Here is a 13,533-nt window from a genome sequence, read left to right as displayed (position 1 = left end):
CCTTCTTCCTACCTTCTTCCTACCTTCTTCCTACCTTCTTCCTACCTTCTTCCTACCTTCTTTTTTATATATACCAAGCGAACAATTTCTGACGAAATTGTTCGCTGTAAGCCCTCTGCTATTATGAAAGCAATTTTGAATTATTCATTGTGAATTATGAATTATGAATTTTCAACTTTAAACTCTTCAGAACAGAGCCGTCGAGCTGACGGATAGACACCTCGCCGTTGCTCAGCACAGCAAAAGTCGGTACGTTTCCGCCTTTCGGAAAAGTTACAGAGCCAGTGTTGCACACAAGCAGACCGTCGGCATTGCGTTCAAGTTTCCACAAGTGCGTGTGACCGCAGAACAAGGCATCAGCCCCAAGCGGAAGCGATGACTCGCCGTATTTGTGCCCATGCGTAAGGAAGAGCTTCTTGCCGTTGTCAACCACAATGGTATAATCAGCCATCATCGGGAACGAGAGCAGCATCTGGTCAACCTCGCTGTCGCAGTTTCCGCGCACCGCCACAATACGGTCTGCCATTGCGTTGAGCCTCTCAACGATGGCTGCGGGATTTATATCGCCGGGAATACGGTTACGCGGTCCGTAGTTTAGAATATCGCCCAAGATAAGCAGCATATCGCCTTTCTCCCTCTCGAAGAAGGCAAGCACCTTGTCGAGTGCCGAGATGCTACCGTGAATGTCAGAAACAATTATATACTTCATAATGAAAACAAGTTTTTTCGTGAGTAAAAAAGAAGGAGTCATCATTTTTGTGTGATGACTCCCTTCTTATTTCAGAAACAGATTAGTCGAGATATGTCTTTATCTGTTCGGCAGCGACATCGCAAGCAATAACTCTGCCCTCTTTGTCGAGGAGATAATTGTGAAAATTACGTCCGAGATAATACTTGCGGTACAAAGGCGAATGAGTGCCTCTTGTATCAACAAAACTCAAATCAGCGTTGAGTTTGTCTTTCCTTACCACCTCATCAAAAATTGATGAATACTCATCAAACGATACAGACACCATTTTTATCTCTGAGCCAAGCCCCTTCACAGCGTTACTGCAACGTACGTTCTGCAATCTTGATTTTGCATCGTAACTTGCCCAGAAACTTACTAATACGTAGTGGCCCTTTAAGTCTGTCAAGTTCATCTTTTCGTTTCCTGCCGGACTTATTACGAAGTCGGGAGCAATCTCGCCCACCTTCAGTCCAGAGATTTCGTGATCCTTACCTACAAACGAGATAAATGTGGTGAACAACAACAGAACAAAAATCCATCTAACTCTTTTCAAAATAAATAACTTTAATTAAACATATCCAGCCTGACCGCAGCCATGGTTTCGCGTCTGGACGTTAATTATCCCAGAAAACACAATCATATGTCTTCGCAGTATCAGTGAAACCCGCTGCAAAGATAATGTTTTAAAGCATAAATTGAATACAAATCGGTGTAAAAAGTATGTTTTCGAGCACAATTCTTGACATTTGTCACTTTTCTGTACAAATTAAATGTTATTATAATCGTCTATTATTGAGTATATTTAAATATTTTTTCATAATTTTGTACACATTTTTTTAAAGAACAAAACATTACAACACTGTGGATTTTTACGATTTAGATTTGGAAGACTGCGTTTTCGACGCGCTCGATGCAATGAAATTCAAACAATGCACTCCGGTGCAGGAACAATCTATACCCATAATATTAGAAGGACACGACCTTATTGCCGTGGCTCAGACAGGAACAGGAAAGACTGCCGCCTATCTGCTGCCCGTAATCAGCGAACTTTGCCGATATTCATACCCCGAACATGCCATAAACTGCGTGGTGATGTCGCCTACACGCGAACTGGCCCAGCAGATTGACCAGCAACTCGAAGGATTCTCGTACTACAACGACCTTACAAGCATTGCCATCTATGGCGGAAACGACGGCGACCGATACAACAACGAGGTGAAGAGCCTTCAGCTTGGAGCCGACATCATCGTTGCCACTCCGGGACGACTTCTGAGCCACATAAAACTTGGAAACGTAGACCTATCGCAGGTTTCGTTCTTCATTCTCGACGAGGCAGACCGTATGCTCGACATGGGCTTCTACGACGACATCATGAGCATCATCAAACTAACTCCAAAAGACCGCCAGACAATAATGTTCTCGGCAACCATGCCGCCTAAAATCCACGAACTGGCAAAGAACATTCTGCACAATCCAAAGGAGGTAAAGATAGCCAACTCAAAGCCTGCCGAGAAGATAAAGCAGACGGCTTACATCTGCTACGAACCGCAGAAAATAAAGATTCTGAAGAGCATAATAAAGAAAGACGATCCTAAGCGCGTAATCATCTTCTCATCGTCAAAACAGAAGGTAAAGGAAGTTACTCGCACGCTCAAGCAGATGCACGTAAACACCGCCGAGATGCACTCGGATCTTGAACAGGCTGAACGCGACGTGATTATGCGCGATTTCAAGAACAACCACATCGACATTCTGGTGGCAACAGACATCGTTTCGCGAGGCATCGACATCGACGATATCACGCTCGTTATCAACTACGACGTTCCGCGCGACAGCGAAGACTACGTTCACCGCATAGGCCGAACGGCTCGCGCCAACCGCGATGGAGCCGCCATCACCCTCGTCAGCGAGGACGACCAGATTCGCTTCCGCCTAATTGAGAAAATGATTGAGAAGGAGGTAGAGAAAACGCCCGTGCCTGCCGAATTTGGCGAGACACCGGAATACAAGCCTCTGCCAGAAAAGAAAGGTCGCGGCAGAAGAAAGAACTACGGCAAGCCTAACAACCGCAACGGAAAGGGCAACAACAAGCCAAAGCCAAATGGCGGTCAAGGTGGCGGAAAGCCCCACCAAAAGGGCAGAAAAGGCAAGCCTCAGGGCAACAAGCCTCACACCCATTCCGAAGGTAACAAGTCAAACGGCGCTGAAAACAAGCAATAAAAAACATCTCGCAGAAAGATTCAGATTCTTTTTGCGAGATGTTTTTATCATATTCATCACTCCGTCTATAAGAATCCTCACTAATGTCTGCTCCAACAGAATCAATCTTAATGTATCCGTTAAACCGACAAAGATTCTGTTTCACCCTGCTTACGCCCTTTACAATGTTGCGCGAAGCATCGTTTTTATCCTTGTAAACGGTGTCGAAAGCATGTAAAGCCCTTGGAAATTATTCCCGATATAACCAAGAGGATTTACTTCTTTGAAAATTTGGCTATAATCAAAGTTTAGCATATTGGCCTTAGTCTGACAATGCCCATAAACAGCAAAAAAGGCAGACATAATCATTGCGATTAGCTGTCTGCCAAATATTGTCTCTGTAGTCTTTCGGACTGATTTTCAGCGGTATCAGTATTCAAGCAACTCGCTCGAAGATTTGCCGTCGAAGCCCACGGTTATCTCTACCATATAGCAGCTCGAGCCCTCTGGCGCACAGATTGTAGCATCGAACTTGCAGCCCTTGGCATCAATTCCGGCAAACACAACATCGCTCAGAATCGCACTCTTTATAAACTGCGGCGGAATCATCTTTCCGAAATCCTCCTTGTGAATATCTTTTTTATAAAGGCACTGCGTTCCGTGATATACGCAGATGTTAATCACGTTGTCGTAATAGATATTGTCAACGCTCAGTCCCTCAGCCGAATATGAAGTGCAGACAACCTTTCTCTTCGTTGGATTCACAGCCACATAGCAGTGATAACGCTCTTTGTTGTAGTTGAGCACCGTATCGCGCTTTGTTACCTCGGTATAAATTTTCGGAGAATATGAACTGCTCTTGAACTGTACGATATCATCCTCACTATCAGACTTATGCAGTTTTAAGACATCATCGTTGAGAGAATGTAACCAAACCACGCTTTCGGTACGCTTATCAATCTTGTAATGCGTTTCTGTTCCGCCCTTAAAAACAAGTGTATCACCAACAATCTCGAAGTAAACAGGTGCAACCGAACCGTCCGGGTAGAATATAGAATCGCCTTTGGCCTGAAAAATGGCCTCTTCGGTATCATCATCAACCCAAACTCCCTGAAAAAGTTTTTTTGCCTCCTCGTCTTCTCCCGACTGTTTTGTCACCTTGTCCGAAGAACAAGAAACGACACAAAAAAACGTTGCCAATCCTGAAAAAAAGTTTAATATTTTCATCTTCTTTTATTTAAGGCGGAACAAACAATCTGTAAACGCAAAATGCTATCTCGTCTTATTTTTCTGCAAAGGTAGAAAAAAAAAACAAACGGCAATATTATAGTCAAAAAAATTAGGATTTTTTGGTCAATAATATGGTGGAATGTGGATTTTTTATTATAATTTTGCAGCATGATAAATTTAGCAAGACATATTGAGGTCTTATTGTTGACAAACGACTGCGTAATTGTGCCGGGGCTGGGAGGCTTTCTGGCACAACATGTGTCAGCGCGTCGTGTTGAGGAAGAGAACATCTTTCTTCCACCAAGCCGCACAATCGGCTTTAATGCACATCTGAGCATGAACGACGGACTGCTCGTGCAATCTTATATGGAAACGTACGACGATTCGTTTCCCGAGGCAACGAAAAGAGTTGAAGAAGAAGTTAACGAACTAATCGAAGTATTGCGCAAGGAAGGCGAATACGAACTTAACGGCATCGGCACACTTTCAATGAATATAGATGGTGTTTACAGTTTCTCACCTAATCAGGCGGGAGCATTGTCACCATATTTATACGGATTCAGTTCTTTTGAGATGAAGGCACTTTCGGACGTTGCAGAAACCGAAGAGAGCGCACAGAGAAGAATTGCCGCAGCACAGCCTGCTGAGAAGAAGCACGAGAGCAAGGCTGCGCACCAGTCGGTATTCACAATCGTGAAGCCAGAGGCTGGCAGCAACGACAAGAACAAATCTATTAACATCAATCTGAAATTGAGTTGGATAAGAAATACGGTTGCCGTAGCAGCCGCTATTCTGCTTTTCTTCCTTGTTCCAGACAAGGTTGAGAACACTTATGTAAACAAAGCATACTACGCATCGAACAACCAAGGCAAGCTGTTCGACGCAATAAAGGATAAATCGCTCGCAACAGCCATCATCAGCCTTGAGCAGCCAATGGAGACTGTAAACGCCGCTCCTGCTATTAAGGCTACTCCAAAGCCGGAGGTTGCTGCAAACCAGAGTGCAGGCACAACAGCCGCAGCAGTTCCAGCCGAGGCAGCAACAATTTCTTCAGACGAGAAGTATTGCGTTGTTGTGGCAAGCGCAGTTCCACGCACATCGGCACTAAAGTTTGTCGAGGAACTGAAGAGCGAGGGCTTCAAGAAGACACACCTTTACGAAAGCAACAATATCATCAGGGTTGTTTACGGCAGCTATTCTTCAAAAGAAGAGGCTCTGAACGAACTGAAGAAGTTGAGAGAAAACAAATTTTTCACCGATTCTTGGGTTCTAAAGCAAGAATAAGATGAAGAGAGTAAGGTGTCCTAAATGTCAGAACTATATTCTGTTCGACGAGACCAAATACAAAGACGGTCAGTCGCTTGTATTCGTATGCGATGAGTGTAACAAACAATTCAGCATACGAATTGGTGTGTCTAAACTGAAAGCCACACGCAAGGAAGAAAAGATTGACGAGCAGGAGAACAAAGAGGCTTTCGGCAGCATCGTTGTCATCGAGAATCAGTTTGCATACAAGCAGGTTATTCCGCTGCGAGAGGGCGATAACGAGATTGGACGCTTCAACCGCGACACCAACATCAACTGCCCTATCGAGACAACCGACCCAAGCGTTGATTTCCGCCACTGCATCATAAATGTTAAGCGCAACAAAAAAGGCGAACTCGTATACAATCTGCGCGACGCGAAAAGCGCGGTGGGCGTATTCTACAATAACGACATTCTTGGAAACAAGGAACAGGTAAGACTCGAAGACGGAGCCATCTTCACACTCGGCGCAACAACACTAATTCTGCGCGCCGCAGAACAATCGGACAACAATGAGTAAATACAAGATTCTGGTGCTCGACCTCGACGGCACTCTCACCAACAAGAAAAAGGAAATTACGCCACACACTCTTTCGGTTCTCGAAAAAGCACAGCAGAAGGGACTGAAGATTGTATTGGCTTCGGGCAGACCGACTTTCGGAATAATGCCACTTGCCGAGCAACTGAACCTGAAACAATACGGAGGCTACATTCTGTCGTACAACGGCGGCAAAATAATCAATCTTGCCAACGGAGAGGTTCTTTATCAGAATGTGCTCGACAGTTCGCTTCTACCTTATCTATATAAATGCGCAAAGGACAACGATTTTCAGATTCTTTCGTACAAGAACGAATATGTCTTCTGCGAGAATCCTTCGAACAAGTATGTTGAATACGAAGTAATGCTCAACAAAATGAAGAGCATGAAAGTAGAAAACTGGCTTGATGCCGTTGAAGGAGAACTGCCTAAATGTCTTATAGTTGGCGACCCAGAACCGCTTGCCAGACTCGAAAAAGAGATGTTCGAACATCTGAAGGGCAAGATGAACGTGTTCAGATCGGAGCCATTCTTCCTCGAACTCGTCCCAATGGGAATTGACAAAGCGAAGTGCCTTGCCATTCTGCTCGAAAAGATTGGAATGACAAAGGACGAGATGATTGCCTGCGGCGACGGATTCAACGACCTCACAATGATTCAGTATGCCGGTCTTGGCGTTGCCATGGCAAATGCTCAGGATGTGGTAAAAGAGGCTGCCGACTTTGTTACACTATCTAACGAAGAAGACGGCGTTGCTTTTGCCGTTGAGAAATTCTACCTCAACGACTAAACTTTTCTATCTGGCATTTCGCTTGCGATACTGGAACGGAGATATTCCCGTGTGCTGACGGAAATATTTTCCGAAGAACGACTGGTTGCTGAAACCAAATTCGAGCGCAACCTGCTTTATCGACATAGAAGTCGATTCGAGCACCTGCTTTGCCTCGGCTATGATGGTCTGGTCAACCCACTGAACAGGCGACAAACCGCTTCTGTCTCTTATCAGCTTTGAAAAATATCGAGGCGTAAGACTCTGCATTTCAGCATATTTCTCAACCTTTCGCTCTGTCTTGTAATTTGCGTTGAGGTCGAGCATAAACTGATGGAAAATCTCATCAGCACGGCTAAGTTCAAGCGGCTTTACCGGATGGTTTCCGAAGAAAAGCAAGAACAGCTCGTAGCAGATGCACTGCGCCTTCGCCTTCATCAGTTCAACAAGAAGCAGTTCGGTCTGATTCTCGTTATCCATGAAACGGTCGCTGCCAATGCTGTCGTACAAATCGAGCACCTGACTCTTGAACTTGTCGAAAGCATCGGGTGCAAGCGAAATACATGGATTGCTTCGGATATATAGAATGTTCTGCGGACTCGTTGCCTTGTGTACGAGCGAGATAACGAAATCGACCTTGGAAACGAGAATAACGCCCCTGAAATTTGCGCTGCGACTTAGAAGGCGCAATATAATAGACGATGTGTTTAGATACACATCTCCTCTCTTCATCTTATAGATAGTGCCGTCGTGCGAGATTCGGATTTCACCCTCAAGACAGATGAGAAATCCACACAATCCTATGGTAGAAACAAAGTCTCCATCAGAAATCTCCTTTGTTAATCCAACCGCACTGTTGCCGTTTAGCAATACAAAATAAAAAGGTAATCTTTCTGTTAACATACAAAAAATTTTGATTCTACAATTCGACACAAAAATAATACATATAGAACAAATACAAAAGTATCGGCAATAAATTTTAACATTTTTTTGTACTTTTCGTATAAGGATAATACATTTAGGCGTCATTTTTGCTTTTTTTGCGCTTTCAAATGTTAAATATTATGTTTATCTTCGCAGAGAATTTTAATTATTTTACTGGATAATCTTATAAACTCACAAAATAATATGAAAGTATCTTTTCTATTTAAGTTTCTTGCTATGGGATTAGTACTCACAGCATGCGGAAAAAAAGAAAGCAACGAGAAGGTTGCAAAAATAGTTCAACTGGATGTTGTAACTAATGCCGACAGTCAGAACAGCATGCAATACCCGGGAAAAGTAAAGGCATCGGAAGAGATAAACCTGTCGTTCAAAGTGGCAGGCAATATTTTGAAAAACTACGTCACCGAAGGTCAGCAAGTTAGACAGGGACAACTTATTGCCAGAATTGACCCTACCGACTATCAGATTCAGCTCGACGCTACAGAGGCTGAGTACAGTCAGGTAAAGGCTGAATGCGAGCGAGTTATGGAACTGTACAAGGAAAATGGAACGACAGCCAACAACAACGACAAGGCTGTTTACGGTCTGAAGCAGATTACAGCCAAGTACAAGCACCACAAAGACCAACTTGGCTATACATATCTTTATGCTCCATTCAGCGGAAGCATACAGAAGGTTTACTTCGACAGCCACGAGATTGTTGCCGCAGGAATGCCTGTCGTAACAATGATGAGCAACGGCGTTCCGGAGGTAGAGATTAACATTCCGGCACGCGCCTACACTAAGCGAAATACTTTCAGCGGATATCAGTGCACATTCGACTCATATCCGGGAGTTGTGTACCACCTTAAGCTAATAAACATCAGTCAGAAAGCCAACACAAACCAGTTATACACCATGCGCCTTCAGATTGTGGGCAACGGCAATCCAATGCCATCGCCGGGCATGAACACAACGGTAAGCATCTTCAGCAGCGAGAACGGAGCAACGAAACTTACCGTTCCTAACTCTGCACTGAAAGAGGAGAACGGAAAGAGCTACGTCTTTGCATTCAACAACGACACAAAGAAGGTTGAGCAGAAAGAAGTTGAGATTAAGCAGCTTCTGAGCAACGGAAAGTGCATTGTTACAAGCAACGCACTCCAGCTTGGCGAACAGATTGTTAAGTTCGGCGTTCACCACATAAGCAACGGAGAGACAGTTGAGCCGGTAAAGGCTAATTCACAAACTAACGTAGGAGGGCTGCTATAATGGATTTCAGTAGTTGGGCTTTTAAGAACAAGAATCTGGTTTACTTCCTGATAGCCATACTTATCTGCGGAGGCCTCTTGGCTGCATGGCAGATGAGCAAGTTGGAAGACCCGGAAGTGAAGGTTAAGCAGGCTCTCGTGGTAGCCGTATATCCGGGAGCCGATGCACATCAGGTGGAACTCGAAGCCACCGACATCTTGGAGAAGAGTATACGAACCATGCCGAACGTATCGAGCGTGGAGAGCTACTCTTACAACGACATGGCAATCATCACAGTAGAACTGAACACAACGGTTGCCGACAAGGACGTTGAACAGTGCTGGGACGCTCTGCGCCGAAAGGTTAGCGATGCCACCTCAAAACTTCCTGACGGCGTTACCACTCAGGTACGCGACGACTTCGGAAACGTGTTCGGAATGTTCTACGCCCTTACCGGCGACGGACTTTCCGACCGCGAACTTGCCGACTATGCCGAACTTGTGAAGAGAGACGTGATGAATATGGACGGCGTTGACCGCGTTGACATCTACGGAAAGCGTTCGGACTGCATATACATCTCGCTTCTGCAAGACAGAATGGCTAACCTCGGCGTTAAGCAGATTGAAGTTCTGATGACTCTTAACGGTCAGAACAAGACGACTTACAGCGGATATTTCGACAACGGCGACAACCGCATCCGCGTTACCGTGAGCGACCGCTTTAAGAGCATAGACGATATTGGCAACATGATTATCCAAGGTCATGAGAACGACCAGCTCAGACTGAAGGACATTGCCCAGATTACCACGGGATATGCCGAGCCAACAAGAAACGAGATGTTCTACGACGGCAACCGCTCACTCGGACTTATGATTGCACCGACAAGCGGAGCCGACATCGTAAAGGTGGGAGCTGAGGTAGAGAAGAAAATAAACGAGTTACAAGAGACTCGCCTGCCTGCCGGAATAAACATTCACAAAGTGTTCTTCCAGCCAGACAGAGTGAACGATGCCCTCGGCACATTCCTCATCAACCTTATCGAATCTATCGCCATCGTAATCCTTATCCTGATGTTTGCTATGGGCATCAAGAGCGGAATAATCATCGGAATAAGCCTGCTGATTACTGTCTGCGGCTCGTTCCTGTTCCTTTCTGCCGCTGGCGGAACAATGCAGCGAGTTTCGCTCGGCGCATTCATCCTTGCAATGGGAATGTTGGTCGATAATGCCATCGTAATTATCGACGGAATCCTTATAGATCGTAAGAATCCCGACAAATCCAAGTTCGAGGCTCTTACCGACATAGGAAAGCAGACTGCGATGCCTCTGCTGGGCGCAACAATGATTGCCATCATCGCCTTTCTGCCAATATTTATGTCGCCAGATACAGCCGGTGTTTACACGCGCGACCTATTCATAGTGCTTGCCGTGTCGCTCTCGCTTAGTTGGCTGCTTGCCCTCACACACGTTCCGCTGATGGCAAGCCGATACATAAAGTGGAAGAAGAAAGAAAAAGATACCGACACAACAGACAAGGATTTTGTTGACGACAATGAAAACGTCGACGACGAACAGAACGAAAAATCAGATTTCGATGCCTACACAGGAAAGGGATACGACTATCTGCGCAAGATTCTGATGTTCGGTCTGTCGCACAGACTTGTGTTCACCGTTGCGATGGTCGGACTGCTGCTGCTCTCAATCTTCGGCTACACGCAGATGAAGCAGAAGTTCTTCCCTGATATGACTTACGACCAGCTTTACATGGAGTACAAGCTGCCGGAGGGCACAAACTACACCCGAATAGAGAAAGACCTCCAGAGCATTCAGGATTACCTGAAGACGCGCGATGAGATTACGCACATCACAGCCTCAATCGGCGGAACTCCGGGACGATACAACCTTGTGCGAAGCATCGCCACCCCATCGGTTTCGTACGGCGAACTGATTATCGACTTCAAGAGTGCCAAAGCGCTCATCGAGAACATGGACAGCATTCAGCAGTACCTCAACGCACATTATCCCGACGCTTATGTCAAACTGAAGAGATACAACCTGATGTTCAAGAAATATCCTATCGAGGCTCAGTTTGTAGGTCCTGATCCCGGCGTATTGACACAACTTGCCGACAGTTGCCGCAAGATTATGGAAGAAAGTCCGGAAGTCTGCCTTATCACATCAGACTGGTCTCCGAAAGTTCCGAACATCACTGTTGAGTACGACCAGAGCGCGGCTCGCGCCCTCAACCTGAGCCGAAACGATGTGAGCATGTCGTTGCTTTCTGCCGCCGGCGGATTGCCAATCGGCTCGTTCTACGAAGGCATTCACAAGAACTCTATCTACGTCAAGACGCTCGATTCGAACGGCAATGCCATCGAAAATCTGAACAACGTTCAGGTGTTCTCAACAATGCCGTCGCTCACCGGACTTCTCGACAAGAATCTGCTTTTGCAGATAAAGACCGGAAAACTCGAGAAACAAGACATCATCGAGTCTGTAATGAGCTCAACACCACTCGACCAGATAGCAAAGAGCGTTGACGTTAAGTGGGAAACGCCAGTTGTGCCAAGATGGAACGGACAGCGATGCCTTAGAATGCAGTGCTCGCCTGCCGCTGGCATTGAAACGGAAAAGGCTCGTCAGGTTATAGAAAAGAAACTGGCACGAATCGAACTGCCAAAAGGCTACAGCCTTAGATGGCAGGGCGAGAAGGAAGCGAGCGACAAGAGTATGAAGTATCTGTTCAAGAACTTCCCGATGGCGATAATTCTGATGATTGCAATACTTATCATGCTGTTCAAGGACTATCGCAAGCCAACGATTATCTTCTGCTCAATACCATTCGTGCTGATTGGCGTTGTGTCAGCAATGCTCGTTACAGGCAAGGCATTCGACTTTGTTGCCATTGTCGGAACGCTCGGACTCATTGGCATGATTATAAAGAACGGCATCGTGCTTATCGACGAGATTACGCTCGAACTGAACAACGGTTCTGCTCCGATAGACGCTCTGATAAACAGTGCGATGAGCCGATTCCGCCCTGTGCTTATGGCATCGCTCACCACAATCCTCGGAATGATTCCGCTGCTGTCCGATGCCATGTTCGGCTCGATGGCTGCCGCTATCATGGGAGGTCTGTTCGTGGGTACATGCATCACACTTCTGTTCATGCCAGTACTCTATGCCATTTTCTTCAACATCAAAAAAAAAGATAAATAATGAGATACATAAATATATTAGCACTTGCACTGCTTGCTTCGGCACAACTATCGGCCCAAGAAACGCTTAACATAAAGCAGTGCAGGGAGATGGCTCTGCAAAACAACAAGCAGATAAACGCTTCGGACAAGAAGATAGGCATAGCCGACTTGCAGATTAAGAGCATGAAGGGCAACTTTCTGCCCGACATTTCGGTGATGGGAAACGCCCATTTCTCGACAATGAAAGGCGATCTTTCCGACCGCATAAAAATTGGCGACATGACGCAGATGCTCAACACATTCCTCACTATGTCTGGACTGCCGATGACCATTCCTGCGCCCGACCTAACATACAATCTGCATCAGCTTTATCAGGCAGGCGTGATAATAAAGCAGCCAATCTACATGGGCGGAAAAATCACGGCTGGATACAAAATGTACCAACTAAAGAAAGAGGCTCTGCTCGCAAGCCACAGCCTTACAGAAAGCGAGGTGATTGTACAAACCGACGATGCCTATGCAAAACTCGTAAAGGCTTCGGAACTCGAAAAAGTTGCCAAGCAGTACAACGAACTTCTGCTCGAACTTCAGCGCAACGTTCAGAGCGCGGTAAAACACGGAATGGCTACGCAGAACGACTTGCTTAAAGTAAAAGTGAAACTAAACGAGAGTGAGTTGCAGATGCGCAAGGCTCAAAACGGAATCCGTCTGGCAACAATGAACCTTTGCCACTACATCGGCAAGCCTCTGACATCTGAAATAAAGGTAGTTAGCGAATATCCAACAGTCAACTACCAACCAAGCAACACGCAAGACATCTCTGCGCGCCCAGAATATCAGATGCTCAGCAAAAAGGTAGAAGTGGCACAGCAGAACGTAAAACTCGTGCGTAGCGAACTTCTGCCAAAAGTATCGGTGATAGGAACGGCAAACTATTTCTACGGCGGAGAATTCAGCAACAAAACGATTCTCGACAACAAGGCGTTGGGCGGACTTGTAAACGTAACGATTCCGATTTTCCACTTTGGCGAGCGAATAAATAAACTGAAGGCTGCCAAACTCGAATACGAGCAGGCGCAGATTGAGCAGAACGACCTCAGCGAGAAGATGACTCTGGAGCTTGCCCAATGCGCCAACAAACTCGACGAGGCTAAACTCGAAGCCGATTTGGCAGACAAATCGCTCGAACAGGCTGCCGAAAACATGCGAATGAGCAAAAAGTCGTACGACGTTGGAATGGAAACTCTTTCGAACTATCTCGAAGCACAGACTCTATGGCAAAAAGCCTACGAGACAAAGGTTGAGAGTTATTTCCAACTCTACCTCAACTACATAGCATATCAGAAAGCACAAGGCACTCTGACAAACAATTAACATTCAAAAAGAAA

At 45.8% G+C, this 13,533-nt stretch carries 11 protein-coding genes; 7 read left to right on the top strand and 4 right to left on the bottom strand.

Going from position 1 to position 13,533, the window contains the following annotated elements:
- Window positions 1-154: 154 nt before the first annotated feature.
- Both yfcE and T538_RS0108120 read right to left on the bottom strand, forming a co-directional pair.
- On the bottom strand, window positions 155-709 hold the full coding sequence (yfcE, locus tag T538_RS0108125) for a phosphodiesterase (RefSeq protein WP_031535958.1): 555 nt from the start codon (window positions 707-709) through the stop codon (window positions 155-157).
- 82 nt (window positions 710-791) lie between these two features.
- Window positions 792-1,283: a TlpA family protein disulfide reductase gene (locus T538_RS0108120; RefSeq protein WP_031535960.1), complete on the bottom strand. Its 492-nt coding sequence runs from the start codon at window positions 1,281-1,283 to the stop codon at window positions 792-794.
- Window positions 1,284-1,591: 308 nt separating this feature from the next.
- Here T538_RS0108120 and T538_RS0108115 point away from each other — a divergent pair, with 308 nt between their 5' ends.
- Window positions 1,592-2,950 carry a DEAD/DEAH box helicase gene (locus T538_RS0108115; protein WP_051655967.1) on the top strand — a complete coding sequence of 453 codons (1,359 nt, stop codon included), beginning with the start codon at window positions 1,592-1,594 and terminating at the stop codon, window positions 2,948-2,950.
- Between the two features lie 408 nt (window positions 2,951-3,358).
- On the opposite strand, the gene T538_RS0108105 is transcribed toward T538_RS0108115, so the two are convergent.
- Window positions 3,359-4,087, bottom strand: coding sequence for a DUF4738 domain-containing protein (locus T538_RS0108105; protein WP_051655966.1), 729 nt, complete (start codon window positions 4,085-4,087; stop codon window positions 3,359-3,361).
- A 240-nt stretch (window positions 4,088-4,327) separates the two neighbouring features.
- Here T538_RS0108105 and T538_RS0108100 point away from each other — a divergent pair, with 240 nt between their 5' ends.
- From T538_RS0108100 to T538_RS0108090, 3 genes are read left to right on the top strand one after another with little or no spacing between them, the layout of a single operon-like run.
- Window positions 4,328-5,443, top strand: coding sequence for an HU domain-containing protein (locus tag T538_RS0108100; RefSeq protein ID WP_051655965.1), 1,116 nt, complete (start codon window positions 4,328-4,330; stop codon window positions 5,441-5,443).
- Between the two features lies 1 nt (window position 5,444).
- Window positions 5,445-5,984: an FHA domain-containing protein gene (locus T538_RS0108095; protein WP_031535970.1), complete on the top strand. Its 540-nt coding sequence runs from the start codon at window positions 5,445-5,447 to the stop codon at window positions 5,982-5,984.
- Window positions 5,977-6,792 carry a Cof-type HAD-IIB family hydrolase gene (locus T538_RS0108090; protein ID WP_031535971.1) on the top strand — a complete coding sequence of 272 codons (816 nt, stop codon included), beginning with the start codon at window positions 5,977-5,979 and terminating at the stop codon, window positions 6,790-6,792. Before T538_RS0108095 ends, T538_RS0108090 begins: the two co-directional genes overlap by 8 nt.
- Window positions 6,793-6,798: 6 nt before the next feature.
- Here T538_RS0108090 and T538_RS0108085 read toward each other — a convergent pair whose 3' ends face one another.
- The gene (locus tag T538_RS0108085; RefSeq protein ID WP_031535974.1) at window positions 6,799-7,674 is read right to left on the bottom strand and encodes an AraC family transcriptional regulator; all 876 of its coding nucleotides are present in this window, start codon (window positions 7,672-7,674) and stop codon (window positions 6,799-6,801) included.
- 258 nt (window positions 7,675-7,932) lie between these two features.
- Between T538_RS0108085 and T538_RS0108080 the strand changes: the two genes are divergently transcribed.
- From T538_RS0108080 to T538_RS0108070, 3 genes are read left to right on the top strand one after another with little or no spacing between them, the layout of a single operon-like run.
- On the top strand, window positions 7,933-8,967 hold the full coding sequence (locus T538_RS0108080) for an efflux RND transporter periplasmic adaptor subunit (RefSeq protein WP_231497087.1): 1,035 nt from the start codon (window positions 7,933-7,935) through the stop codon (window positions 8,965-8,967).
- On the top strand, window positions 8,967-12,164 hold the full coding sequence (locus T538_RS0108075; protein ID WP_031535977.1) for an efflux RND transporter permease subunit: 3,198 nt from the start codon (window positions 8,967-8,969) through the stop codon (window positions 12,162-12,164). Before T538_RS0108080 ends, T538_RS0108075 begins: the two co-directional genes overlap by 1 nt.
- Window positions 12,164-13,519 (top strand): TolC family protein, encoded by a 1,356-nt coding sequence (locus T538_RS0108070; RefSeq protein ID WP_031535980.1) that lies wholly within the window; start codon window positions 12,164-12,166, stop codon window positions 13,517-13,519. Before T538_RS0108075 ends, T538_RS0108070 begins: the two co-directional genes overlap by 1 nt.
- The last annotated feature ends 14 nt before the right edge of the window (window positions 13,520-13,533 follow it).

It is taken from the genome of Bacteroides sp. Ga6A2, from assembly GCF_000702225.1.
Taxonomy (GTDB): domain Bacteria; phylum Bacteroidota; class Bacteroidia; order Bacteroidales; family Bacteroidaceae; genus Ga6A1.
Note: the sequence above shows the minus strand (reverse complement) of the source record. Positions and strands in the feature narration are given on the sequence as shown.

What these genes read in the sequence shown, in the direction of transcription:
- T538_RS0108090 (WP_031535971.1), top strand. Translation starts at nt 5,977, where the DNA reads ATGAGTAAATACAAGATTCTGGTGCTCGACCTCGACGGCACTCTCACC.
- T538_RS0108075 (WP_031535977.1), top strand. Translation starts at nt 8,967, where the DNA reads ATGGATTTCAGTAGTTGGGCTTTTAAGAACAAGAATCTGGTTTACTTC.
- T538_RS0108085 (WP_031535974.1), bottom strand. Translation starts at nt 7,674, where the DNA reads ATGTTAACAGAAAGATTACCTTTTTATTTTGTATTGCTAAACGGCAAC.
- T538_RS0108070 (WP_031535980.1), top strand. Translation starts at nt 12,164, where the DNA reads ATGAGATACATAAATATATTAGCACTTGCACTGCTTGCTTCGGCACAA.
- T538_RS0108080 (WP_231497087.1), top strand. Translation starts at nt 7,933, where the DNA reads ATGGGATTAGTACTCACAGCATGCGGAAAAAAAGAAAGCAACGAGAAG.
- T538_RS0108100 (WP_051655965.1), top strand. Translation starts at nt 4,328, where the DNA reads ATGATAAATTTAGCAAGACATATTGAGGTCTTATTGTTGACAAACGAC.
- T538_RS0108095 (WP_031535970.1), top strand. Translation starts at nt 5,445, where the DNA reads ATGAAGAGAGTAAGGTGTCCTAAATGTCAGAACTATATTCTGTTCGAC.
- yfcE (WP_031535958.1), bottom strand. Translation starts at nt 709, where the DNA reads ATGAAGTATATAATTGTTTCTGACATTCACGGTAGCATCTCGGCACTC.